The sequence below is a fragment of the Candidatus Roizmanbacteria bacterium CG_4_9_14_0_2_um_filter_38_17 genome, from assembly GCA_002788855.1.
Taxonomy (GTDB): Bacteria; Patescibacteriota; Microgenomatia.
Genome location: PFSB01000013.1, coordinates 79,747 through 100,917, shown reverse-complemented (window position 1 = coordinate 100,917; position 21,171 = coordinate 79,747). Strand labels below are relative to the sequence as shown.

The following is a 21,171-nucleotide window of genomic DNA, read 5'->3' as shown; positions in this document are numbered from 1 at the left end:
AGACCTATGTAACTAATTTACTGCTGGTTGTTCTAAAGCAGAAATTTTTTCCTCATGATCTTCAATTCTATCTCCATATCCTTTAGTCACTTGAATATCATCCCTAAGGTTTTGAATCTCACCCAATATCTCATCCTTAAATTTATATATATCATTATTAAGTCTACTCTCCAAGGCCTCATTGAGTACGGAAGTGATATTAGTAATCAATCTCCCAATTTCTTGTAAGTCTTTTTTAGTTAGAGACATAGAAGAATAATAACATAATTTACCAAATCTGGTGACCCAGTAAACACTAACATTTAAGGACCGTCCTTAAATATTTAGTCTGTTTCCTTATTGGTACTATACTGTTGGAGATTGTGAGCTTGAAGTCCCTATAGCTCAGCAATGGAATTTGACTGAATATAGCCATAGGTTGCTAAGGGCTCCAAAGAGTTTTTACCCAGACTGATGGGGATCATTTTATGACCCAATACAGCAAATAACCATATCATTTGTAACCTTATTAGTAACTGTAATTGTTACATTCTGTGATTAATTACTGTTTCTGCGGATATAGATTTCATCTGTTAGAATACCCAGAGGAGACTTGTATAATCCCAGAGGATGCCCATTTTTTTTAGGGATCCGCATAACTGTATCATACTGCGGATAATAGGAAGCTTCTACCTTGGCAACTGCAAATGCAAATTTAGAAAACTGTGCGTCATCATAACGCAGTAAAAAAGGAGTTACTGCAATAATTTGAGGATCAGTCCAAATCTGGCCAAATGCAGTGTCATAGTATTCTGCTACTATTTCAGGAGTTAACCAATCTGATCTTGCCCAGCCTGTTTCCGTAATAAAAACAGGTAGATTCTCTACCCCAAACTTAGTTTGCAAATATGCAAGCTCCCACTCATAGCCTTTGATACTAGTTTTCCCAGTAGCATAAGGTGATCCTGAAAAACCAGGATTAGGATATGAGTGACTAGTCCAACCATCTATCCTCTCAAAGATTCCTGGAACCTCATTATTCATCATTTCCATGTATGTAATCGAGTTCATGGTGCTTGCGGAATTTGGAGCAGCCAGATCTAACCCAGCTGGAAGCACGAAATAATCATCATTAAATTCTTCAATAAAACTTTCAAGTACCAAAGCATACTCACCCGGATCAAGCTCCCCTCCCCACTCGCCTTTATGGTTTGGCTCATTAAACACAACAACATAGCGATTAGGCACGGGCCACGGAAGTTTATCTAAGAAACTTTTCCAAGCTTGGGGAGAATCTTCACCTGGTTTTGCCCAGTTTCCATTCTCCATTTTTGTTGCCAGTCTTACAATTGGTATTAATCTTTTAGCCTTAAGTTGATTAAAAAAGCTCTCCCAGCGACCAACATCTCTCTCGTCTTCCCTAATAACCAGAGTAACATACCCCCAAGCTCCCCCATTTGAGTTAACAAGCGCCGCTGCCTCAGATATATCACTCTCATTTAAAATATGAATTCCTACTTTGTTATTAGAAGTAATAACTGGATCATACTTTGCTTCAACGCCAGAAACAACAAATAATAACGCAAAAAGTAATAAAATAACCAATATATGTTTCATCTACACCATTGTATCACCACTGAATTTCTTCAAACATTGGAGGTTATTGATGAGACTGTGTATCATCATGTTTTAGACATAATTCTGACTCACTTACCCAAAGAACACCACAAGTCTTTTCTTGAGCGCCTTACAAAAACCCTCCCCATGATAAAACAATCTTAAAATTTTTAAATGAAAAAAGTAAAGTTAATATTGAGAAGAAAATAGTAAAAGCCATAGAATCTTTAAAATCTGAACTCCTAGAATTAATCAACCAACACGGTTCATGAAGTGTCCCAAGCAGGACGCAAAGCCACCTACGCCCTTCCAAACAAAGTGCCCCAGGCAGGATTCGAACCTGCGACCTTCCGATTAGAAGTCGGATGCTCTATCCCCTGAGCTACTAGGGCTTAAGGTCTTATTATACCAACCCTGCTATAATTTTACCTGTGTCCAATTTAATGCAGATTCATAAACACAAAATTCCACACTATTACCCATCTCAGCTCGTATGGCTCTTGGTATATTTAATATTTATCTCCTGGTTTGCATTTACAAGCAAAGGATACAATCAGCTGATTAAATTATCTAACCCAATCCGGAGAGTTGTAATCATTGAAATAACTCCAGAGCCAGTCCAAATACAGCAAAAGCCCCAGACTGCTCCAATTCAACAGCTTGTACCTAAAGAGTGGGGTGTGGCAAAACAAATTAATGACGTTACCTGGACGATTCTTGTTGGTCAAGATGAGGCTATGGCAACTGCTCAAGAGATACTGGAAGCACTAAACCAATACAGAAACACAAATGGATCAGGTTCTCTAAGCTGGAATGACAAGTTAGCCGAATTTTCCCAATCCCGCGCAGATTATTTTGCACAAATTAAGGATCTTGACCAACACGCTGGATTTATAGAGTATACTAATAATGAGGATAATATGCGAAGCTTGGGTTTTGCAGGTGTCGGTGAAAATGCTAGTTATGGATATAAGCTGGCAGGGGTGCATTTGATTGAGTGGGTATTTGCTGGAGATGAGCCGCATGACAAGAATCAGCGTAACCCAGACTGGACCCATGTTGGGATTGGGGTAAGCGACACTGGAGTGGACCTTATATTTGGTAAATCTAAATTTTAATGAAAATATTGCATGAAGTCAGTTTAACTTTGATCATAACAGTCATCGCTGGCTATTCTATCGCCCAGTTAGATGTTATTAAGTCCTCTATAGGAACTGTGCGAGCTGCGGTAGATAAAACTAAAGAAGTTGTTACAGTAGAGTCTGTTATTAGTGGGGATACTATTAAGCTTGCCGATGGGCGTACAATTCGCTACATTGGTATAGATGCTCCAGATAAAGAACGATGTATGTATCGTACAGCTGCAAAGATTAATCAGGTTTTAGTTGAGGGAAAGCAGGTTGTAATTGAAAAAGACCACACAGAGCTAGATCCAGATGGCAATGTGCTTGGCTATGTCTGGATTGATGACCAGCTTATTAATGAGCGCATTGTGTCCGAGGGCTATGCTAGAAATACTCCCCAACCTCCCAACTTAAAGTACAACGGTAGATTACTGAATGCGCACAACCAAGCCCGGGAATTAAACAAGGGTCTCTGGGCAGTATGTAATTGACATATAAAGATCGGATCTTTATATACTGATACCTAGCATGTTCTGAGAAGTTTGTACCTTATCTTCCCACCTTTCTCGAGGTGAAGCGATCTGCCTGCCGCCTAACACTGAATCCGCATGACCATGATTACTACTTCCATTGGCTACTAAACATGTTGCCTGAAGCTGCATTTTTAGTTCCCAAGCATCTAAAGCTCCTTCTATGTTATTATTGGCTTGGAGCTCCAGTCCATAATCTTGCAGAGCGCCAGCTAAATTTTCACAACACATATTGCACACATTATATATAAATTGAATTATGTCAATGGATTTACATTAAAACCCCACAGGGTCTGACCCTTTGAGTTCAATTTTTGACCATCTTGTCAATCCAGAACACTAAATAGTCTGGTCCTGTCGTAACCATTCACGATTTAACAAAGCAAGCGAGTATAAGGCCAAGCCTTTAATATGAAAAGCTTAGCTTCAGATAATGCCGTAAGTAAGACCTAATTCAGAGATAGCCACGTTCTAAGGGTGTTTTAGGTTTGTAATTAAAATATAAAGATCGGATCTTTATATATAAAAGCAGTCACTGGAAATTTCAGGCTCGTCGTCAACATCTGGACTCCCCAGATTTAATATTTTTCCCCTAACCATTCTTCTATCAGATTGAGAAAGATTATCTAAACCCAGCTGTTCAAGGTAATGATCTAAATCATCTGCCATTTTATCACTAAATAGCTGGATAAGCCTCTCTATCTCAACAATGTCTCCATTAAGATCATGCTCAGTACAAGTATCTGGGCACTTACGCCCATAAAAATACGGACAATCTGGTTTCTCAGTCATAATACCTGTAGAATATTAGAAAGTCTCTACTTTGTCAAAGGACTGCAAATACACCCCTTTCTAAACCCCGGGGGTTTAAAAAGACGAAAGATCCGATCTTTATATCCCACAGGGTCTGACCCTTTGAGTTCAGATTTACATCTGTCTTGTTATTCCCTTAAAAAAAGGAATCCAGAACACTAAAAAGTTATAAAAGATGATGTAGTAGCATATTGATGATAAAATATATGTTAAGTGCGGGAGTAGCTCAGTTGGTCAGAGCGTCAGTTTTCCAAACTGAAGGTCGAGGGTTCGATCCCCTTCTCCCGCTCCCAGGATGGACAGAGGGGCTTTTGAGACAGGAAAAAATAGGGCGGGAGCGCGCAATCTGTCGCATTGGATTGTGACGGTTCATTCGTTTTTACATATAAAGACGGTCCTTATATGTTCTCAAAATCTATCTTTTCCACATGCTTTAGTGCACTAGTGATAAAATAGCTGTTGCATGAAAAAAGGGGCAGGATTCACTAATTACTTGATATATATATCCATATTACTCACAATTTTGCCTTTTTTATTATTATTAACAAAAACAGACACTCTTAGTGGATTTGGAGCTAGATTTGCAAATATTTCTGGTCTGATTGGAGCTGTATTGATGCTTTGGCAGGTGTTATTAAGCAGTCGTATTGTTGTCAAAAAACTTGCACAATATCGCATTTCATCGATTAAGTTGCATATCTTCATGGGAACTTACGGTTTTTTCTTTATAATGACTCATCCGATCTTGGAACTTCTGGTATATGGAGAAAAAATATCCTTTCTTTTTTTTCCTGATTTATCAAATAACTTTGGGATTTATGTTGCATTCGGAAGAAGTGCCTTGTATTTATATTTATTTGTCTGGATTTCAAGCGCGCTGATGCGAAATAAAATTCCATATAAACTTTGGAAATATCTACATTATTTAAGTTATCCGTCCTTAGCATTAATATTTATTCACGCGGCAAAAGTTGGTACATTACTTAATACATATCCCCTAAGGTATTACTGGATTTTCCTTGCTGCCGTTTACGCGATATTTGTTGTCTTAAGGCTTCTGTATTGGTTAAATTCCAGACTCTTTTCAAGCAGCAAGGCCTCTTCCTCTGCCCATTTAGAATAGGTTCCGGGTTTATCTTTAATTTCTCTAATAAAATCATCCCAATCTACCCACCTAATATTCTCTACTTCTTGCGGATTAACCCTTATCTCATCATTACTAAATGCTACAAACACAGGGCATAGTTCATTTTCTCTTATTCCATTCATTTCCGCTGTATACCTAAAATCTGGCAATACTAAATGAATAGCTGCTTCTTTAATTCCCAGTTCACTATCTAAATGGCGCCTTACTGCCTCAATCCCTTCTTCTCCTGGTCGTGGATGACCACAACAACTGTTTGACCAAATTCCTGGAAATGTTAACTTACTTTTTGCTCGCTGCTGTAACAATAGTTCATTCTTACCATTAAACAAAAACACAGACAATCCTCGATGCAGTGGTGTTTTATCTGTGTGAACCAAGAACTTATCAGTTATTCCGATCTCTTGATTGTTTTCATCCACAAGTATCACTTTACTATTCATACATGTGATTATACTTTATATGCTTCTGCGTGATAAAATCACATTATACGGGGTATGGCGCAGTTGGTAGCGCGCGCGCTTTGGGAGCGTGAGGTCGCAGGTTCGAACCCTGCTACCCCGACCATGACTTGTTGCACTGGCCCACTGATAACTGGAGGAGTTTTAGCTTCAGCACTTTCTCTTTTTACAGGCTTAGTATCGATGGATATTTTGCTTATAGCTGGCGGGCTAGCTGGAATAATATTAATTGGTGGGGGTTATCTTTATAGAGCCAAGATATCAGAAAAGTTTAATGAAATAATCCTAAAATTTTAACTGTTTTTCTTAAGACCTAAGTGTTCATAAGCCATCTTAGTTGCCATTCTCCCTCGTGCAGTTTTCTTTATAAGACCAGTTCTTATTAAAAATGGTTCAACATAGTCCTCCAAACTCAATGTGTCTTCAGATAGAGCCATGGCCAGCGTCTCAATACCCACAGGACCTCCTCCATACTTCGTAATAACCGCCAATAAATATTTTTTATCAATTGGTTCAAGTCCCAGTTCATCGATATCCAAAGCATGCAGTGTTTTATTTACAACATCCTCGTTAATCTCTTTATATCCACCCACCTCATAAAAATCTCTCACTCGTTTTAGGATTCTATTTGCAATACGTGGCGTCTTTCTTGCCCGTCTGGATATTGCATCTGCTGCTGTCGAGTTTAGAGGAAGTTTTAAGGCTAAAGCTGATTTTGTAATTATTTCAGATAAGCTTTTGTCTGAATAAAAATCCAATCTCTGGATTAAGCCAAATCGATCTCTAAGAGGTGAAGATAATAAGCCAACTCGAGTCGTAGCTCCAATAATTGTTATGTTGGGTATGTTCAATCTTACAGTTCTGGCTGCTGGACCCTTGCCGATAATAATATCTAGCACGGATTCTTCCATAACTGGATACAAAGCCTCTTCAACAGTTTTTGGTAAACGATGAATTTCGTCAATAAACAATACATCCTTATCTTTCAGACTTGTTAAAATAGCTGCCAAGTCCCCTGCTCGCTCAACTGCCGGACCAGAAGTTATCCGGATACCACCTCCAAGCTCATTTGCTAATATATAAGCCAAGGTAGTTTTACCTATTCCTGGTGGTCCATAGAACAATACATGTTCAGGTGCAGTCCCTCTTTTTTTGGCAGCTGAAATAAATATAGACAAGGCACTTACAACCTTGCTTTGACCTATGTATTTATTAAGTGTCTGTGGTCTTAAAGTTCCTGTCATTTGTTATCATTTAACCCCTTAAGTGCGGTCATAATCTTCTCCTCTAAGCTTCCTTTACCTCCAGCTTTTTTAATAGCTTTCCTAGCTTCATCTCCTGTATACCCAAGTTGCTCAAGAGCCTTAATTGCCAAGTCATCCTCAGGGCTAAACAATATATTTTTCAAATTACTACTAACTTTAAACTTACTACTCAACTCAAGCATTATTTTATCCGCCGAACGCTTGCCAATCCCCGGTATTCTTGTTAATACGGAAACGTCAGTATTTAGTACTGCCTGTTTTAAATCATCAATTGAAGTTGTAGTAATAATACTAAATCCTAACTTAGGACCAATACCAGATATAGATATGAGCACTTCAAATGCCTCTAGTTCCTCAAACTTACTAAATCCGAACAAGGAAAGCGCATCTTCCTTTACATATGTATGGGTATATAACTTAATATTGCTCCCCTCTTGGACTTGTCCTGCGAGACTTGGTACCAAATGAACTCTGTAACCCACACCTCCAACTAGTACTATTACGAAATCATCTACGACCTTAATAATTTTTCCTTCTAGATATCCAATCATTTTTCTACGACCTCATTCTATCCCCTCAGCGCGTAGTTGGTCAAGCAGTAGCAAAGAGCAACGGCAATAGCATCTGCAGCGTCATCGGGAGTAGGCTTATTTTTAAGTCCTAGCTGAGCCATGACCATACGTTGGACCTGTCCTTTCTCAGCTCTCCCATAACCAGTTAAGGTGCTTTTTACCTGTAGTGGAGTCACTTCCACGATAGAAAGCCCAGCCTGTGCGCCGGTTAACATAATTACTCCCATGGCTTGCCCAACTGTAATAGCTGTAGTTACATTTGTATTAAAAAATAATTTCTCAATTATCAAAAGACCAGGCTTGTATTTAGAGATAATTTCTTCTAGCTTCTTATGAAGAATTACAAGTCTATCTGAAACAGGTGTTTTAGTAGGTGTCGTCAAGCATCCATAGGTAATAAGTTTCTGGTCGGCAGCATTAATTTTTTCTACTATTGCATAACCAACTTTTCCTATCCCAGGATCAATTCCTAATACTAGCATTTTATAGTGCCGAGGGTGGGACTCGAACCCACACAACCCTAAGGTCACAAGATTTTAAGTCTTGCGCGTCTACCATTCCGCCACCCCGGCAAGTCAGCCCTGCTTTATCTTATGCACTGAAAACTCAATTGCCATGTCACCTAGGGCTATCCCAGATGGAACCTCACCATTTTTTTGTCTGTCTAGGTAGTCAAATGCTTTACCTGTTAATGAGCCATCAATATTTAACAAACCCTTGTTAAATAACTCATGCGCTTTTCCAACCTTCCATAACTCTTTAATTAATCCATCCTTATTTACCAGTATCTCATCAATGTCTACTCCATTATTTATAAAGTTCACTCTCATATTTCTCAAATCCCTCATCATCCAATTTAGATTGGGCCCTATCATCTCAATCTGCTCCAGTGTTTTCTTAAGCACAGTGTGTTGTTCCATGATATTGTCTAATTTTAGCAGAACACAACACTATAATCCATTGCTATGTTTCCTACGTTAAAGGATAGTAAAAGACATATATTGACTTAATTGGTCATGTTTAGTATGATTTAGTCATGTTAAGTAACTTAAATACAGCTAAAGCCTACACACCTGAGCAAGTTGCGCAGATGTTACAGCTTTCTACAAATACGGTTTATGGTCTTATAAATCGCGGTGAAATTATGGCGAAAAAAATAGGTAAGTTATATCGTATATCAGCGCCCTCTCTTTCATTTTTCTTTACAGGACTTGATTATGATCTTTATCAAGCTGATCAAGAAGATCGGAAGCTATTAACGAAAGTTGAGGAAGAGATAACAAAGACCAGAGAAAATTTATAAGCTCTATGCGCATATTTTTAGATTCAGATGTTATCATTTCATCACTTCTTTCATCTTCTGGAGCAAGTCATTTCTTGATACATCAGACGCAAGTTAAGTTATTAATCTCTTCGATTTCACATAAAGAACTAAAAGTTGTAATAAAACGCCTAAATATAGAACCCAGCAAACTAAAAGATCTTATAAATAAAAAGTTTGAGGTATTAACAATAAACAACTCACAGGAAGACATTAAACAAAAATATATGAATTTTGTTGTTGACATAGGTGACGCCCACATTGTTGCAGGGGCAAACAAAGGGAATTCAAAATACCTGATTACTTATAACTTAAAACACTTTAAAAAAGACAAGATTAAGAACGAACTTGATATTTCAATTATGACACCCGCTCTCTTCTTGCAATACCTAAGACTAAACTAAAACCTCTTGAGCGGTGGAAGGGATTCAGCCTGTCCGCCTCCGCCATAGGTGGATAAATATGGAGGAAACCCTCGACCCTGTCGCCGAGGCGCCCCACCTAACTGAGGTCAGCATTTCACTCGCTTGTTGTCCATTACTACAAACTTATTTAGATTCTTTTTCATTTTAATTTCTGTGTAATAGACAGTGCCCAGCTGGCTTTCGTAAAAAAGATAAAAAATTTTGTAAATCTCATCATTATTTTTAAGTTCCTCTAACGAATCTACAACAGATTTATCAATCAACCAATTTTTCTCATTTTTTTCACTATCAGCATTATTTGCACTAAAATGCTTGCTGTGAGGCTGACCTTCTGTAAAGAAAGCATCGTTGCGTTTATCTATGTTCGCAGTTGTACATCCAGTTATATTAAGAGCAGGTCCTCTTCCTACATTTTTTAGTTTTATATAGTAGGATTCCTGATTCTTATTCTTAGGAGAAACATCGTCTCGAACCACAACGAATGGCTCTTGCTCTTTTTCCAGCTGTTTTCGGAGTAAACGTAACGTAATCACAGATATGATAACTGCAACTACAGATAAGAAAGCCGCAACAATAGTCCCTATGGCCTCCCATTTTGTCCAGTTAGTAGATAGTGTGTTGTGTTGTGTTGAATGTAGTATGGAATCATACTAGTTTTATTTTACCTTTTAGACAGGAAAAAGGCGAACCGAATTGATATACTATGGCTACCGAATGATCCCTGTGGTGAAGGTATCTTACTTTTAGAGAACTGATGGCACACAAGTGATCCATCTTAGCCACAGAGATCGCTCTTCGGGGAAATATGAATGCAGATATTCTCATATTCTCAAAAAACATTCCAACAAACTTAGTTATTTATGTTGCTTTTGGCCTAGCATCATATTTAACCTACGAGTTAACTAGAGACAAAATTCCCAATAAATGGAAATACTTTATCCTGAGCAAGTCATTTGTAATTTTAATAATTACACTTGTTACTGGGTTTGTCGTTTCAGACAACAACCTGAAACAGGGGCTATTCACATTCTCAAGTGTTTATCTAGGATTTTGGCTTAGCGAGCAGGTGAAAGCACAAGAAGAAAGAAGGAAGTTGAAATTCTTCTTAGGAATGATTTGGCAGGAATTACGTTATAACCGTGTGCAATTAGAAACTCTAATAGAGAATTATGAGTTTTATATGGACGATATAAAAAACATAGAGATAATGTATTTGAAATATTCTAGCACTCACTCTTATACAGGTTTTCTTAAATTTACCGTTTATGACTCATTTGTCTCTTCGAGTGTAATCACAAATCTTAAAAAAGATGATGTTTTTAACGATTTAGCTACTGCGTATACTAATATGAAGTTTTTGCGTTCAGCTTCAGGCATTGTGCTCTCAGACTTTGAAATGAAACTTAGAATCCATCAGTATGCAATGTCAATCAATGGCAAGGATGAGTCTGCGACACAGATAATGGATGATTTGGGAAAAAAAATAAAAAATAATTCAGGTAAAGAACTCGCCATTTCTTATAGATCTGTTTGTAAAGCCATTAAAAGTACAGATGCCTACCTTAACTCAATGATGGTTAAGTCAGATGAAGAGACAAAATCAGATGCAGATCTTACACCGGATGATAAAAAATTTATAAGAAATATTTTAAAACCAAGTCCTAAGAAATTACCTAAAAACTTATTTAAAGATTAGCTAGGTCCGACTCTCGTTACCCGTCCAAATTTTTCCAGGCTAACTCCAAAAAACGAAAAAACTTGGTTTGAACCAGGCTATTTATTGAACTTCAGGCTAAATTTGAAGAAGTTGCAAAACTAGTCTGATATGGAGCTGGTGATCGTACTTTGCTCGAACTTATCTAAGTATATCACTCCAGAGTTAACGCTTCAATTAGATACTTTAAAAGCCCATTTAAATATTAAGAACTTCAACAGTTGCTGATTTTCAGTCCCAAATTTCATATCTCTTTTCAAGAGTCACTCGTAAACCCCCATAAATATTGTACAGAAACGAAAAGACATTTTAATTCCAGCAATAGCAGAGGAGATTGGAATTCCTACAAATTCAATTCCCTCAAATCTGTACTTTGTGGACTTTAAGGAGACCTTCTTTTTTCGCTTCTGTATAGTGAAAACCCACTTTGTTTTGTTCAACTAAAGTAAATCCATTTTCTTTTAGCTGCTTGAAAACATTGTTCTTATCTTTTTTATCAAGAAGAATATCAACTTACTTCTGTACATTTGGAACGGGAGACGCACTTCTATTTGAACCACTCTTATCGCATTTTAACAACTTGATGTTGTCATATCAACCTCAGACAGAGGAAGTAGAATCTTTCAGTGAATAGTATGTAGATCTACCTTTGCCTTTACGCTCTATCAAACCTAAATCAAGGAGTTTTTGAAAATCCAATGTGCGCGTTGCTCTGGCTCTGTTTGTAAGTTGAGCATAACTTTTATCTGTTATAAAACCATGCAACTTGATGTATCCAAGTATTTTTATGTGATGAATTTCAAGTTTAGTATCTGGAGTGTTACCGATATTTGGTAGGAGTTTATTAACTCTTAGAAGTTCGTCTATTAGTCCGCTGGTAAAATATTCTAGCCAGTTCGTGAAATCAATCGAATCTACTAAATCATTATAATCTCCATATTCTCCTACGATTTGGAAATATTTAGTTACATTTTGGTTGTAATAGTTCTCGAAGCTAAATAAATTGAAGGTGTCCAACCCCATTTTAGCCAAAAGTACTTTTGTTGCTAACCTAGTGGTTCTTCCATTGCCATCCATAAATGGATGGATGATAATCATTTGCTTATGAAAGATACCGGCCAAGATTAAAGGATCAATGGTATTACCATTAACGTTGATATAGAGAATTAAGTCTTTGATAAGTTCTTTTACCCTTTCTACTTCAGGGGGTAAATAAACTATTTTTCCAGTTCTTGGGTCATTCACTACGACAGGATGTTTTCTGAGTTTCCCTGTTTCAGAAACGGGAAGTAATCCTTCAATTACGTGTTTGTGAATATCAAGAATCAGACTGACAGACAATTCTAACTGATTGGATCCCAAAAGCTGATTAAGTGATTCTAGCGCTTGGTTATAGTTGATAACTTCTTTTTCGCTATCTCGAATATTATCTGGTTTTGATTTGAGTACTTTCTTCACCTCAGTTAAAGGAAGCGGATTCCCTTCAATGCTTGTGGAAGCATAGGTAGAGACTTCCCGAGCAGTTTTCTCAAATTCTACTAAGACGATCTTGGGGAAACGACGGTCATTTAAACCTTTAATAAGCCCGTTGATACGAGTTATATTTGCAAGAAGCTGATCTGTGATCGTATATTTTGGAGTAAACATCTAGTCAAATAATAGGCGATTATCAGTCGATTGTCAAGCATGTTTTGACTAGTACATGCAAGTAGTAAACTGTTTCAGTTTACATGTGTCAACGGGATGTAAATGGAGAAATTCAGAAGGAAAAGTGCCGAGGAGACGGGAATCGAACCAATTTTGAGGCTAGGTCATGTTTGGGCTAATTAGAAAGAAATGAGGCATCGACGAGCTGTTTTTTGAAATTAGCCCGATTTATCAATCAATTCGATCATTTCAGAACACGGGTATCCCGTCTGGAGCTGGTGACCGTAATTGGCTCGAATCCTTCGGCTTGGCTCAGGATCGTAGACCTACTTAGCCTGGATGAATATATCAAACAATATTTACTTCAACCAGATTTACCATTTTCATCTTTTATCAATATCGGTCTACAGTACTACATTACTCCTGAGTTGATTGTACAACTTAATGAGTTGAAAGAATATCTTAATGTTCCAAGTTATGAGGTTTTTTATAAGTGCTATACTCGAAATACCAAATGACCTCTGTAGAGTTTTCACTTAAGCACGCTATTGTTAGAAAAAATAAAGGTGGTGTTTATGATAAGGCCGAATGGGATAGATTAGAAAATATGGAACTTGGGCCAACAATAGTAGAAGCAAAAAAACTGGGAATTATTGAAGATACACAAAGAGAGGCGCTAAAGAGTTTTAAGAATACCATCAGAAATCCTTATCTTCATTACAATATAAAAAGAATCACAAAAAAGGTTGCTGCAAACAAAGTCAAAAAGATTGACATAAATACCCAAGAAGTTCAGGAGTTGGATATCCCAGCCGAGGACAATCCGGTGCTTTGGGGTTTTGCTAAGAAGTTTGTTGATCGAGAGACAGTTTTCGACGCTTTTACATTTTCTGACAAAATAGTTAAGGAACTTTTTTGCGATTTTAGGGGAAAGATTAATTATTTATCTTCAGAATCTTTTTACCAATAGTCGTATTAAATTTAAATTCAACAAAAGTTATGTAAACAAGTAGTGTGATGATGTAAATCAGCACAGAATTAAACTGATTTTCTGAACTAGAAGCATAGGGATTTATAAAGGTTGATATCAGGCCGGAAACCAGATAGATCAAGAAGTTATCAATCAAAAATGCAATTGCCTTGAGTAGTGCTTTCGTATTTTTCATGATTTTATTGTATCACCTTATGTCAATTACTGTACATTTTATGGTGATTTCTGTCACTTATGGAGCGGTGGAAGGGATTCGAACCCTCGACCTTCTCGTTGGCAACGAGATGCTCTACCAACTGAGCTACCACCGCGCAAGTACAATTATACACCAATTAGTGAGCTTTAAAAAAATTACCAGGAAGTCTCGCTAAATACGAAAAGAACTATGATCGTCTGGAGCATGGATTTCAATATCATCCCTGACTAATGGATCAACATTATCAAGGGATAATTTATATCCCAGTGCACCAGCTCCAACACCAACAAGCGCTATAGCGACTCTTGTTGGATCAATATTACCATCCAAGAACATGCTAACTGTCGCACCTCCGGTTCCACCTAAAGCTCCGATAGACAATAGATGTCGAAAAAATTGCTTATTTTCCATTCTATCAATCAGAATAATTTTAGCACAAAGCATGCTCTAATGATAAAATACATCTATTGCCGGGTCGTTCAATGGTAGGACAGTAGACTTTGGATCTGCTTATCTAGGTTCGAATCCTAGCCCGGCAGCTGAGCGAAGCGAAGCTGTGGGATAGGATGAGAAGTTTATCCTAGGAATGAAATGACGTAGGAAATCCTAATCCCCCTGAATAATTGGACTAGAATGAGAGTAGCACCTCACCGTGGTGTATTGTGATCTGAATAGGTGGCCGTAATAAGAAGTTAGGTTCTAGATAGATTGCAATTTATGGCATTACTATTAATATGGAAAAAGTAAAAAGTTCATCTATCGTAGTTGTAGGAATAGGATGTTATTTACTAATGGCCTTGTACGGAATCGGACTTACTTTTGTAGGAGAAACGCCCTCAGATCGAAAATTTGGGATTTTTTTACGGTAATCATTTTACTTATACTAATAATAGTGACGATTTATGCATACTTTACTGAAGGCAGATTTAAAAAGAACGCAACAGATCATACATGGTATGGCGGTAAGCTTGATTATTTTATGGGTAATAGACTGTTAAAACTTAGACATGATACAGAAAAACTGCTTCGAGAAGAATCAATGTATAGTATTCATCTTACTGATTACTCGTTTGTCATTCTACCACTTGCTAAGTGTTTTGAAGGTTTCTTAAAAAAACTACTCATACATCTTGGACTTGTCAAAGAGTCCCTTCTTGTAACAGATCCATATATTGCAGTTAATAAATATTTCAACCCAAAACACGACTCAGTAAGTAGCTTATTAAAGGATAATAAAAGAGATAAATCAATTCCCCCTTTAATATATACAGTGTATCAAGAGTGTAGGAATAATATTTTGCATTATGATCTACATAGAAATACATCAGTTAACAGCTACGAGGATGCACAATTTCTCGCACAGAGAATTGAAGATGCAATTGTAAAAGCATACGTAAGCATTCATTAGAGAGAAAAAAAGGAATAATCAGAACTAATTAAAAGCCTAAAATGGAATGTTTTAAATACTATAAGGTCGCACAGGTACTAGTCAGGCATGCTCAACAAACTAGGAGAAATCCCAGAATCAGGCATAATCCACATTTATGTATTAGGATATGGATTTGGTAGATTGGTTCTACTAGTCTATGTAGCCCTACACTCATTACATTACAGATATAAAAACAAAGATAGATTTGGTTCAAGAGATACGTTTATGGTTTCAGATTTTAATCAAGAAGTATTTTATGACATTGGAATAGACACAATTATATCAAGCTTAACTGTATCTATTGTGTTGACCATAATTAAAATTGCAGGTAATTTGTCTAATACATTTTCTTAAAAGTTCATAAAAAACACCTAGTTAGTTATAAGTATAATAGTTTTACCAAGTTCTAGTTTCTCAGTTCAAGACAAAATGGTGAGTACCTTTTTTCCGTTAAATAACACACAAACAAACTAGAAAATTAGTGTAATACTTAGTTAAACTATAATGAGTAGTGGCTGGGGTAAATTGTTGCAACTTAATCTTCAACCTGTCTTTGCATATTGTTTCTTATATCTGCAAAGGGTTCACCAGTCAGCTTTTGGTTTAACACTGCCATAGTTTCCCGACAATATCCTAACTTCTGTATTGCCTGCGACACTGTATGGGCTTGTGCGGGATCGGTTAAATCCACTTGCCCCTTAACAAGTGATGCAATATCTACTATCGGTTCTATCTCTTTTCCCATGGTTATTTACCCATTGCCTAAATAAGGCTCTTTGCCATTATTATTTGCCACCTGTTGCAGATATTGAAATAATCGCCACTGCATATCTGATGTGTCCTGTTGTTCAACAGCTTGTCCCGTAAGATCCTTATTAAGCTGATCTGCAAACCATAATGCATCTTTGTCTGAAACAGATTGATCGCCTTTGTTTTCACGCATAGACGATATTATACTATAATACATAGTAAATATGTAATAAACTAGCCTGAGAAGAAAGAACTAGAGCTTAGCGTATTCTCTTAGATCTGGAACATAGATATACTCTCTTTGGCTCTGGATATTAGTTCTAACGTCGTCCACGATCACCAGCCCTTCGACAAGCTCAGGGCTATAGTCCAACAGCAAAATACGTTAAAGATAATCAGGTATTTAGACCTGTCTTTTACGAAACATTTAGTACACGTAAAAAAGCTATGAACAGAGAAATGCAAATAAAAGGCTGGTCAAGAGCCAAAAAAGAAGCACTCATAACTGGGGACTTAGAATTATTAAAAAAATTGTCAAAAGGATATACACAAAAATAAACTAATTCATCAGAATTGACTTATTTTAAAACCCGGTTTTAAAACTTTTTACACTCCAAGATGACCCTCCTCAATTCGGCGAAGCGGGTCACCCGCCGCGCCTCCAAGACTGTCGGCTCGTAAAAGAAAAAACGCAAAATTTTTACTTGTCCGCCTATGGAGGAAAGAACTTTTTATTGACTCAAATGGCGTAACCGGTGGACTCAACAAGAAATTGCTTTCTGTTGTCCGATTACGCCATTAAAAAAAGCAATTTCGTAACTGTTGAGTCCACTTACAATATACAAATTTTTTAGGACAAAAACAATACCTATTTGCGTAACCATTCACGATTTAACAAACTGAGCGAAACAAGGCGAGACCCTTCATGAAATGGAAGGTCTTGCCTTAAGTAAGCGATTATATCCGATTCTAAAGCCAAGCTATCCATTTTATGTAAAGCTCGGCTTTGAATCCTTTGTAAACTCGTGAATGGTTACCTATTTGCAACATACTTGACTCATCAAAATATGATATACTTTCATTTGGAGTTACATATGGAGAATCAAATAAATATTGGGAATCAAAATACCCAACAAATCGAACAAAATCCAATTAGTCAACCAGTAATAAGTCCAAAAAAACCAAAGGTAAAATATTGGATGATTTTGGTTTCAATATGTAGTTTTATTTTGTTGGTAGTTTTGGGATTTTTTATTTACATAAAATTCTTAGATAAACAGTCGTTACAGGAGAAAACTAATAAAAAATCAATTACCAATCAGATCACTAACACAGAATCACTGACATCTGCCCCCAATTTAGTATATTTTACAAGATCATTAGAGACAACTTATGATAAGTTCTCATTATGGAAACTCGATCCATATACCAAAGCAACTAACAAAATTATTGATGTAGAATCTGCCGATTACGGTTGCAATCAAAATTTTCAAGTTGATCCCAATGGAGCATTTGCAATTTTTTGTAAAAACTTCAATCTGTATAAATTCACTTTTGAAACGAGTGAACTGAAGCAAATTACTCAGATTGGAAATGGTGGGGACGATAAATTTTTCGGGGTATCAGTATCACCTGCTGCGATATCCAGTGATGGAAAATTATTAGCATATGAAGTTTCTTCTCAAGAAGTTGGAATTTTTGGACCAGAAGAGAAAAGGGTAGGCAATCCTAATATAAAGTTTGGTTTATATGTTCTTAACTTAGTAACAGGAGAAACAAACGGACCATTAATAATTTATAAGGCAGCCATAAGTGAAGCGAGCGGATGGATATATTTTACAAAAAGTTCAGATAAATTAATAGTAAATAATGCAGGTGATATAATAAAAATAGTTAACCTGCAAGACTCTTCTTCGACTCTTTGGACAGTACTTAATTATTCAAATTACATTTCTTTTAGTTTAAATAGTAATTGCTCCGTTATCGAAAGCTATGAACCGTTTAAACAAGGAGTTACTAGGAAGATTTATATCACGGATGGGGATCTTCAGAAATTGGAACAAATTTATGAAACGACTGAGTTTATGAGATTTATTATACCGTCATCAGATTGTAGAAAACTTGTATTTGATGGAGGTAATCTAGACATTAATATTCTTGACACAACAAGTAAACAAAAGCAGTTGTTAATGAATGAAGATGAAAGAGCTAATGGTGGAACGATAAAAGGGTGGTTGTCGGACGATAAAACAATTATTTATGTAAACCATGACAGCGGAGACATATTTGGTTTGAATACTGAAACAAAAGATAATCAGCAATTTACAAATTTTGGGGATATCTCCAGAAATACTGTTAAAGTCTATTAGTGGGATCTTTGATAATGCCCGGCTTCGCCGAGCAAAAATCGCGCGCACAAAAAATAGCCCTTCGACTGCGCTCGGGATAAACTCCGGCGAGACGAGCTAATCAAATGAAGTTCGACATTTTTCGTAAACCGCCAGCCCGAGTCAAAGCGTTGACGAGGTCCTTTGATCAGCAGAGCAAAGGATAAAGAGTCAAAAAGTTGCTTGAGATCCTTTATTCAGCAGAATAAAGGACACTAATTTATACTAACTTTTTCAAGAATAATATTTTCAGATTTAGGATTCTTTGCCATAAGAATGAAATCAAAGGTATCAACAGTTAAAGAAAAGGCAAAATCTTGCCTAGCATATTTGGTTAAGGGTTTAGTTATATATCCATAGGAACAAGGATGTTTTTGTATATAACTTTTAATCTCTGTAAAGTTAAGCGATTTTTTCTCTATTAAGCTTTTAATGTAAGAGGCACATAAGAAATCTTCATTGTCAAAATAACTATCATCGGTACAGACAAAAGAAACAGTTCTTGGCTTGGTCTTAAGTATGTAACTAGATATTGCTTTTGCATTTACAAAACTACCCGTTATAACCTCATCCGCATTAACAGACCGATTTACACCCTTAGTTCCTGTTGTTGTAGTAAGTACTACTGTTTTACCAGTAAAATCAATGTCTTTTATCTCATGTGGAGAATTACCATGGTCAAATCCCTCGGGCTTAATTCCCTTCCTCTCCCCTATTAGTATATATTCCGGATATTTTTTCTTGAGTTTTAAAGCAGTCTCTGAGTCATCAACAGCAATAAGTTGCCTTGCATTATTATTAATTATAAAACAAGAAGTAGTAAAAGCTCGAAGAACATCAATAACAACAACCAACCCCTCTGCCTCTCCCGCATTCTCGTATGAATTAACTAGCTTAAAATTCATTAGCTTGAGAACATTATACTAGTTAGATGATAAAATAAGAACAACGACACACAAATAATGAAACTAAAATCTTTGTTGCTCTTGGAACTTAAAAAGCTACATTAATCAAGGGATTCTTGTTTAGATATCTATTCACCGCAGACTTATACACACCATACAAGAGCATTGTAGACTTATAATGATCAGATAAATCAGACGTTGGAGCTACTTTTTTGCCTTGTAAACACCTAACAAACTCAATAACTGCCTCTCGTCTTGCATCTTCCTGGTGTCCCCTAGAGCGCCCTGACATTTAGTCCTTGCTTAAGCTTAGGATTCACTTCTTTTGACTGGTAAGAGTCGAATGATATCGCTTGAAACGGACCCTGCTCAATAAAATGGCTCTCATGGCGCAAACGCCCATTGCCTTTGTATAAATCTTTCATAGTTATTTTAAAACCCGGTTTTAAAACTTTTACTTTTTCCCACCAAAAAAACATCACGATTATTTAACATGAAAATTTTCTCTACTTTAAGATAATATATCTTGAATTAAAAAGAGTGGTTAATAAGAAGATCTTCTATCTCTAGAATCTCGTCCTCCCCCACCTCCACCTCTTCGATCATCTCTTCCTCCTCCGCCTCCACCGCCGCGGTTAAAAGAATCATTCCTTGGCTCCCTTGGTTTAGCTTCATTTACATTGATAGCTCGACCATCTAGCTCTTTACCATTAAGTTCCTCTATAGCTTTTTTAGCATCAGCGTCATTTTCCATTTCTACAAAACCAAAACCTCTGGATTTGCCAGTATATCTATCTGTGATTACCGATGCGGAAGCTACAGGACCTACTTTTACAAAAAATTGTTTTAAGGTGTCATCATTGGTATCCCAAGATAAGCCCCCTACAAAAAGTTTCATTGCCATTAATTATTCACCTCCATTTTCTATATATATTGTACCAGCTATTTTACAATTAGCTACTAAATTCTGGTAAGATAACAGAAATGAGCAATAAGCTAATCACCCGTATTGTTATACTTCTTGCAGGTTTAGTATTTCTTGCTATAACTTTCTTTACCTCTATCATTTTTAATAACTCACCCATGGGTCCCAACGCAACACCTGTACCAACAAAGCAAGCAACGCAGACCATTAAAATTGGTGACGAGCAGCTAGAGGTTGAGATTATGCAAACTCTAGAGGATCAGAAGCAGGGCTTATCTGGTCGCTCCACATTACCCCAAAATCACGGAATGTTATTTGTATATTCTAATCCAGCAATTTATAAGTTTTGGATGAAAGACATGTTATTTCCTATAGATATTATTTGGATAAGCAATGGAAAGGTAATTGAGACCATAGCTAACATACCTCCACCAGAGCAAAATGTAGATATTAATCAATTACCAATTTACTCCCCCACTAAGCCAGTCACCGGAGTTTTAGAGGTAAATGCGGGTTATGTAAAAAAGCATAATATAATAACAGGTGATCAGGTTGAACTAACTAATTTCCAACCTAGTATATAATGGAAGCTGTAACTTTAAAACAACAAGCGGCAAGTACTTTGCTCGCCACATTTCTGCACAACCAATATGCTTTTGCATTTGGTTTAGGAATAATCATATCTCTAGTTCTACTACTTGGTAAACCCAATCGCAATACGGTTCTCTTTCTCATTTCATTTATCATTCTTTTTATAGCTTTTGAATACGACAAGCATATTGTTAGTGCTCTTGAAGAGCAAACTATTAACTCAATGGCGCTTACCCAGGGCGGTGCTATGGTTTGGCTAAAACGTGCGCTATATAAAATATTACCTTTCCTATTTTTTATTACTGGATGGGGAACGCTTTTTCTTGCTATTATTCTCCAAGCTACAACAGACAAATCTAAGTTAAAAGATTAATCTTGATGGTAT

At 36.7% G+C, this 21,171-nt stretch carries 31 protein-coding genes and 6 tRNA genes; 15 read left to right on the top strand and 22 right to left on the bottom strand.

Annotated features, from left to right (window positions below):
* Positions 1–12 precede the first annotated feature (12 nt).
* From CO050_03195 to CO050_03185, 3 genes are all read right to left on the bottom strand, one after another.
* Positions 13–249 (bottom strand): hypothetical protein, encoded by a 237-nt coding sequence (locus CO050_03195; GenBank protein PJC31557.1) that lies wholly within the window; start codon positions 247–249, stop codon positions 13–15.
* Positions 250–537: 288 nt separating this feature from the next.
* Positions 538–1,596, bottom strand: coding sequence for a hypothetical protein (locus tag CO050_03190; protein ID PJC31556.1), 1,059 nt, complete (start codon positions 1,594–1,596; stop codon positions 538–540).
* Between the two features lie 319 nt (positions 1,597–1,915).
* A tRNA-Arg gene (locus tag CO050_03185) sits at positions 1,916–1,988 on the bottom strand.
* 51 nt (positions 1,989–2,039) lie between these two features.
* On the opposite strand from CO050_03185, the gene CO050_03180 reads away from it, so the two are divergent.
* Positions 2,040–2,714 carry a hypothetical protein gene (locus CO050_03180; protein PJC31555.1) on the top strand — a complete coding sequence of 225 codons (675 nt, stop codon included), beginning with the start codon at positions 2,040–2,042 and terminating at the stop codon, positions 2,712–2,714.
* Positions 2,714–3,211, top strand: coding sequence for a hypothetical protein (locus tag CO050_03175; protein ID PJC31554.1), 498 nt, complete (start codon positions 2,714–2,716; stop codon positions 3,209–3,211). Before CO050_03180 ends, CO050_03175 begins: the two co-directional genes overlap by 1 nt.
* An 18-nt stretch (positions 3,212–3,229) precedes the next feature.
* On the opposite strand, the gene CO050_03170 is transcribed toward CO050_03175, so the two are convergent.
* Positions 3,230–3,481 (bottom strand): hypothetical protein, encoded by a 252-nt coding sequence (locus CO050_03170; GenBank protein PJC31553.1) that lies wholly within the window; start codon positions 3,479–3,481, stop codon positions 3,230–3,232.
* 285 nt (positions 3,482–3,766) lie between these two features.
* The gene (locus CO050_03165) at positions 3,767–4,042 is read right to left on the bottom strand and encodes a hypothetical protein (GenBank protein PJC31552.1); all 276 of its coding nucleotides are present in this window, start codon (positions 4,040–4,042) and stop codon (positions 3,767–3,769) included.
* Between the two features lie 236 nt (positions 4,043–4,278).
* Here CO050_03165 and CO050_03160 point away from each other — a divergent pair.
* Positions 4,279–4,355, top strand: a tRNA-Gly gene (locus tag CO050_03160).
* A gap of 171 nt (positions 4,356–4,526) precedes the next feature.
* Entirely contained in the window at positions 4,527–5,186 is a 660-nt protein-coding gene (locus tag CO050_03155; GenBank protein ID PJC31551.1) for a hypothetical protein, read from the top strand.
* Here the strand turns inward: CO050_03155 and CO050_03150 are convergent.
* Positions 5,093–5,650 carry an isopentenyl-diphosphate Delta-isomerase gene (locus CO050_03150; protein ID PJC31550.1) on the bottom strand — a complete coding sequence of 186 codons (558 nt, stop codon included), beginning with the start codon at positions 5,648–5,650 and terminating at the stop codon, positions 5,093–5,095. The two genes, CO050_03155 and CO050_03150, sit on opposite strands and share 94 nt — an antisense overlap.
* 48 nt (positions 5,651–5,698) lie before the next feature.
* Between CO050_03150 and CO050_03145 the strand changes: the two genes are divergently transcribed.
* A tRNA-Pro gene (locus CO050_03145) sits at positions 5,699–5,774 on the top strand.
* A gap of 187 nt (positions 5,775–5,961) precedes the next feature.
* Here CO050_03145 and CO050_03140 read toward each other — a convergent pair.
* The 5 genes from CO050_03140 to CO050_03120 form a co-directional block, all read right to left on the bottom strand.
* Positions 5,962–6,912: a Holliday junction branch migration DNA helicase RuvB gene (locus tag CO050_03140; protein ID PJC31549.1), complete on the bottom strand. Its 951-nt coding sequence runs from the start codon at positions 6,910–6,912 to the stop codon at positions 5,962–5,964.
* Complete coding sequence (gene ruvA, locus CO050_03135; protein ID PJC31548.1) at positions 6,909–7,484, bottom strand: Holliday junction branch migration protein RuvA; 576 nt, start codon at positions 7,482–7,484, stop codon at positions 6,909–6,911. Before ruvA ends, CO050_03140 begins: the two co-directional genes overlap by 4 nt.
* 17 nt (positions 7,485–7,501) lie before the next feature.
* Positions 7,502–7,987: a crossover junction endodeoxyribonuclease RuvC gene (locus CO050_03130; protein PJC31547.1), complete on the bottom strand. Its 486-nt coding sequence runs from the start codon at positions 7,985–7,987 to the stop codon at positions 7,502–7,504.
* 4 nt (positions 7,988–7,991) lie between these two features.
* A tRNA-Leu gene (locus CO050_03125) sits at positions 7,992–8,077 on the bottom strand.
* 3 nt (positions 8,078–8,080) lie between these two features.
* Positions 8,081–8,425, bottom strand: a complete 345-nt coding sequence (locus tag CO050_03120; GenBank protein PJC31546.1) for a hypothetical protein — start codon at positions 8,423–8,425, stop codon at positions 8,081–8,083.
* Between the two features lie 116 nt (positions 8,426–8,541).
* Here CO050_03120 and CO050_03115 point away from each other — a divergent pair, with 116 nt between their 5' ends.
* On the top strand, positions 8,542–8,808 hold the full coding sequence (locus tag CO050_03115) for a hypothetical protein (GenBank protein PJC31545.1): 267 nt from the start codon (positions 8,542–8,544) through the stop codon (positions 8,806–8,808).
* Between the two features lie 5 nt (positions 8,809–8,813).
* The gene (locus CO050_03110; GenBank protein ID PJC31544.1) at positions 8,814–9,230 is read left to right on the top strand and encodes a hypothetical protein; all 417 of its coding nucleotides are present in this window, start codon (positions 8,814–8,816) and stop codon (positions 9,228–9,230) included.
* 107 nt (positions 9,231–9,337) lie between these two features.
* On the opposite strand, the gene CO050_03105 is transcribed toward CO050_03110, so the two are convergent.
* On the bottom strand, positions 9,338–9,784 hold the full coding sequence (locus tag CO050_03105; GenBank protein PJC31543.1) for a hypothetical protein: 447 nt from the start codon (positions 9,782–9,784) through the stop codon (positions 9,338–9,340).
* A gap of 272 nt (positions 9,785–10,056) precedes the next feature.
* On the opposite strand from CO050_03105, the gene CO050_03100 reads away from it, so the two are divergent.
* Positions 10,057–10,947, top strand: coding sequence for a hypothetical protein (locus CO050_03100; GenBank protein ID PJC31542.1), 891 nt, complete (start codon positions 10,057–10,059; stop codon positions 10,945–10,947).
* Between the two features lie 618 nt (positions 10,948–11,565).
* On the opposite strand, the gene CO050_03095 is transcribed toward CO050_03100, so the two are convergent.
* On the bottom strand, positions 11,566–12,612 hold the full coding sequence (locus CO050_03095; protein ID PJC31541.1) for a hypothetical protein: 1,047 nt from the start codon (positions 12,610–12,612) through the stop codon (positions 11,566–11,568).
* Between the two features lie 514 nt (positions 12,613–13,126).
* Between CO050_03095 and CO050_03090 the strand changes: the two genes are divergently transcribed.
* Complete coding sequence (locus CO050_03090; protein PJC31540.1) at positions 13,127–13,582, top strand: hypothetical protein; 456 nt, start codon at positions 13,127–13,129, stop codon at positions 13,580–13,582.
* On the opposite strand, the gene CO050_03085 is transcribed toward CO050_03090, so the two are convergent.
* The 3 genes from CO050_03085 to CO050_03075 form a co-directional block, all read right to left on the bottom strand.
* Positions 13,548–13,778 carry a hypothetical protein gene (locus CO050_03085; protein PJC31539.1) on the bottom strand — a complete coding sequence of 77 codons (231 nt, stop codon included), beginning with the start codon at positions 13,776–13,778 and terminating at the stop codon, positions 13,548–13,550. The two genes, CO050_03090 and CO050_03085, sit on opposite strands and share 35 nt — an antisense overlap.
* Positions 13,779–13,838: 60 nt before the next feature.
* Positions 13,839–13,914, bottom strand: a tRNA-Gly gene (locus tag CO050_03080).
* 56 nt (positions 13,915–13,970) lie between these two features.
* Positions 13,971–14,243, bottom strand: coding sequence for a hypothetical protein (locus CO050_03075; GenBank protein PJC31538.1), 273 nt, complete (start codon positions 14,241–14,243; stop codon positions 13,971–13,973).
* A gap of 24 nt (positions 14,244–14,267) precedes the next feature.
* Here CO050_03075 and CO050_03070 point away from each other — a divergent pair.
* From CO050_03070 to CO050_03060, 3 genes are all read left to right on the top strand, one after another.
* Positions 14,268–14,338 (top strand) — tRNA-Gln (locus CO050_03070).
* A 353-nt stretch (positions 14,339–14,691) separates the two neighbouring features.
* Positions 14,692–15,207: a hypothetical protein gene (locus tag CO050_03065; protein ID PJC31537.1), complete on the top strand. Its 516-nt coding sequence runs from the start codon at positions 14,692–14,694 to the stop codon at positions 15,205–15,207.
* An 87-nt stretch (positions 15,208–15,294) separates the two neighbouring features.
* Positions 15,295–15,582 carry a hypothetical protein gene (locus CO050_03060; GenBank protein PJC31536.1) on the top strand — a complete coding sequence of 96 codons (288 nt, stop codon included), beginning with the start codon at positions 15,295–15,297 and terminating at the stop codon, positions 15,580–15,582.
* Between the two features lie 181 nt (positions 15,583–15,763).
* Here the strand turns inward: CO050_03060 and CO050_03055 are convergent, their stop codons facing one another.
* Positions 15,764–15,973 carry a hypothetical protein gene (locus CO050_03055; GenBank protein ID PJC31535.1) on the bottom strand — a complete coding sequence of 70 codons (210 nt, stop codon included), beginning with the start codon at positions 15,971–15,973 and terminating at the stop codon, positions 15,764–15,766.
* Between the two features lie 6 nt (positions 15,974–15,979).
* The gene (locus tag CO050_03050) at positions 15,980–16,171 is read right to left on the bottom strand and encodes a hypothetical protein (protein PJC31534.1); all 192 of its coding nucleotides are present in this window, start codon (positions 16,169–16,171) and stop codon (positions 15,980–15,982) included.
* Positions 16,172–17,072: 901 nt separating this feature from the next.
* On the opposite strand from CO050_03050, the gene CO050_03045 reads away from it, so the two are divergent.
* The gene (locus CO050_03045; GenBank protein PJC31533.1) at positions 17,073–18,347 is read left to right on the top strand and encodes a hypothetical protein; all 1,275 of its coding nucleotides are present in this window, start codon (positions 17,073–17,075) and stop codon (positions 18,345–18,347) included.
* 233 nt (positions 18,348–18,580) lie between these two features.
* Here CO050_03045 and CO050_03040 read toward each other — a convergent pair whose 3' ends face one another.
* The 4 genes from CO050_03040 to CO050_03025 form a co-directional block, all read right to left on the bottom strand.
* Positions 18,581–19,270: a hypothetical protein gene (locus CO050_03040; protein PJC31532.1), complete on the bottom strand. Its 690-nt coding sequence runs from the start codon at positions 19,268–19,270 to the stop codon at positions 18,581–18,583.
* Between the two features lie 88 nt (positions 19,271–19,358).
* Positions 19,359–19,562, bottom strand: a complete 204-nt coding sequence (locus tag CO050_03035) for a hypothetical protein (GenBank protein PJC31531.1) — start codon at positions 19,560–19,562, stop codon at positions 19,359–19,361.
* Positions 19,546–19,749 carry a hypothetical protein gene (locus CO050_03030; GenBank protein PJC31530.1) on the bottom strand — a complete coding sequence of 68 codons (204 nt, stop codon included), beginning with the start codon at positions 19,747–19,749 and terminating at the stop codon, positions 19,546–19,548. Before CO050_03030 ends, CO050_03035 begins: the two co-directional genes overlap by 17 nt.
* Before the next feature lie 65 nt (positions 19,750–19,814).
* Entirely contained in the window at positions 19,815–20,174 is a 360-nt protein-coding gene (locus tag CO050_03025; protein PJC31529.1) for an RNA-binding protein, read from the bottom strand.
* 80 nt (positions 20,175–20,254) lie between these two features.
* On the opposite strand from CO050_03025, the gene CO050_03020 reads away from it, so the two are divergent.
* Both CO050_03020 and CO050_03015 read left to right on the top strand, forming a co-directional pair.
* Entirely contained in the window at positions 20,255–20,779 is a 525-nt protein-coding gene (locus tag CO050_03020) for a hypothetical protein (protein ID PJC31528.1), read from the top strand.
* Positions 20,779–21,159 (top strand): hypothetical protein, encoded by a 381-nt coding sequence (locus CO050_03015; protein ID PJC31527.1) that lies wholly within the window; start codon positions 20,779–20,781, stop codon positions 21,157–21,159. Before CO050_03020 ends, CO050_03015 begins: the two co-directional genes overlap by 1 nt.
* Positions 21,160–21,171 lie beyond the last annotated feature (12 nt).

What these genes read in the sequence shown, in the direction of transcription:
- CO050_03115 (PJC31545.1), top strand. Translation starts at nt 8,542, where the DNA reads ATGTTAAGTAACTTAAATACAGCTAAAGCCTACACACCTGAGCAAGTT.
- CO050_03075 (PJC31538.1), bottom strand. Translation starts at nt 14,243, where the DNA reads ATGCTTTGTGCTAAAATTATTCTGATTGATAGAATGGAAAATAAGCAA.
- CO050_03035 (PJC31531.1), bottom strand. Translation starts at nt 19,562, where the DNA reads ATGTCAGGGCGCTCTAGGGGACACCAGGAAGATGCAAGACGAGAGGCA.
- CO050_03190 (PJC31556.1), bottom strand. Translation starts at nt 1,596, where the DNA reads ATGAAACATATATTGGTTATTTTATTACTTTTTGCGTTATTATTTGTT.
- CO050_03020 (PJC31528.1), top strand. Translation starts at nt 20,255, where the DNA reads ATGAGCAATAAGCTAATCACCCGTATTGTTATACTTCTTGCAGGTTTA.
- CO050_03045 (PJC31533.1), top strand. Translation starts at nt 17,073, where the DNA reads ATGGAGAATCAAATAAATATTGGGAATCAAAATACCCAACAAATCGAA.
- CO050_03120 (PJC31546.1), bottom strand. Translation starts at nt 8,425, where the DNA reads ATGGAACAACACACTGTGCTTAAGAAAACACTGGAGCAGATTGAGATG.
- CO050_03055 (PJC31535.1), bottom strand. Translation starts at nt 15,973, where the DNA reads ATGGGAAAAGAGATAGAACCGATAGTAGATATTGCATCACTTGTTAAG.
- CO050_03025 (PJC31529.1), bottom strand. Translation starts at nt 20,174, where the DNA reads ATGGCAATGAAACTTTTTGTAGGGGGCTTATCTTGGGATACCAATGAT.
- CO050_03175 (PJC31554.1), top strand. Translation starts at nt 2,714, where the DNA reads ATGAAAATATTGCATGAAGTCAGTTTAACTTTGATCATAACAGTCATC.
- CO050_03150 (PJC31550.1), bottom strand. Translation starts at nt 5,650, where the DNA reads ATGAATAGTAAAGTGATACTTGTGGATGAAAACAATCAAGAGATCGGA.
- CO050_03130 (PJC31547.1), bottom strand. Translation starts at nt 7,987, where the DNA reads ATGCTAGTATTAGGAATTGATCCTGGGATAGGAAAAGTTGGTTATGCA.
- CO050_03165 (PJC31552.1), bottom strand. Translation starts at nt 4,042, where the DNA reads ATGACTGAGAAACCAGATTGTCCGTATTTTTATGGGCGTAAGTGCCCA.
- CO050_03015 (PJC31527.1), top strand. Translation starts at nt 20,779, where the DNA reads ATGGAAGCTGTAACTTTAAAACAACAAGCGGCAAGTACTTTGCTCGCC.
- CO050_03100 (PJC31542.1), top strand. Translation starts at nt 10,057, where the DNA reads ATGAATGCAGATATTCTCATATTCTCAAAAAACATTCCAACAAACTTA.
- ruvA (PJC31548.1), bottom strand. Translation starts at nt 7,484, where the DNA reads ATGATTGGATATCTAGAAGGAAAAATTATTAAGGTCGTAGATGATTTC.
- CO050_03195 (PJC31557.1), bottom strand. Translation starts at nt 249, where the DNA reads ATGTCTCTAACTAAAAAAGACTTACAAGAAATTGGGAGATTGATTACT.
- CO050_03155 (PJC31551.1), top strand. Translation starts at nt 4,527, where the DNA reads ATGAAAAAAGGGGCAGGATTCACTAATTACTTGATATATATATCCATA.
- CO050_03050 (PJC31534.1), bottom strand. Translation starts at nt 16,171, where the DNA reads ATGCGTGAAAACAAAGGCGATCAATCTGTTTCAGACAAAGATGCATTA.
- CO050_03030 (PJC31530.1), bottom strand. Translation starts at nt 19,749, where the DNA reads ATGTTTTTTTGGTGGGAAAAAGTAAAAGTTTTAAAACCGGGTTTTAAA.
- CO050_03060 (PJC31536.1), top strand. Translation starts at nt 15,295, where the DNA reads ATGCTCAACAAACTAGGAGAAATCCCAGAATCAGGCATAATCCACATT.
- CO050_03095 (PJC31541.1), bottom strand. Translation starts at nt 12,612, where the DNA reads ATGTTTACTCCAAAATATACGATCACAGATCAGCTTCTTGCAAATATA.
- CO050_03090 (PJC31540.1), top strand. Translation starts at nt 13,127, where the DNA reads ATGACCTCTGTAGAGTTTTCACTTAAGCACGCTATTGTTAGAAAAAAT.
- CO050_03140 (PJC31549.1), bottom strand. Translation starts at nt 6,912, where the DNA reads ATGACAGGAACTTTAAGACCACAGACACTTAATAAATACATAGGTCAA.
- CO050_03040 (PJC31532.1), bottom strand. Translation starts at nt 19,270, where the DNA reads ATGAATTTTAAGCTAGTTAATTCATACGAGAATGCGGGAGAGGCAGAG.
- CO050_03170 (PJC31553.1), bottom strand. Translation starts at nt 3,481, where the DNA reads ATGTGTTGTGAAAATTTAGCTGGCGCTCTGCAAGATTATGGACTGGAG.
- CO050_03110 (PJC31544.1), top strand. Translation starts at nt 8,814, where the DNA reads ATGCGCATATTTTTAGATTCAGATGTTATCATTTCATCACTTCTTTCA.
- CO050_03180 (PJC31555.1), top strand. Translation starts at nt 2,040, where the DNA reads ATGCAGATTCATAAACACAAAATTCCACACTATTACCCATCTCAGCTC.
- CO050_03085 (PJC31539.1), bottom strand. Translation starts at nt 13,778, where the DNA reads ATGAAAAATACGAAAGCACTACTCAAGGCAATTGCATTTTTGATTGAT.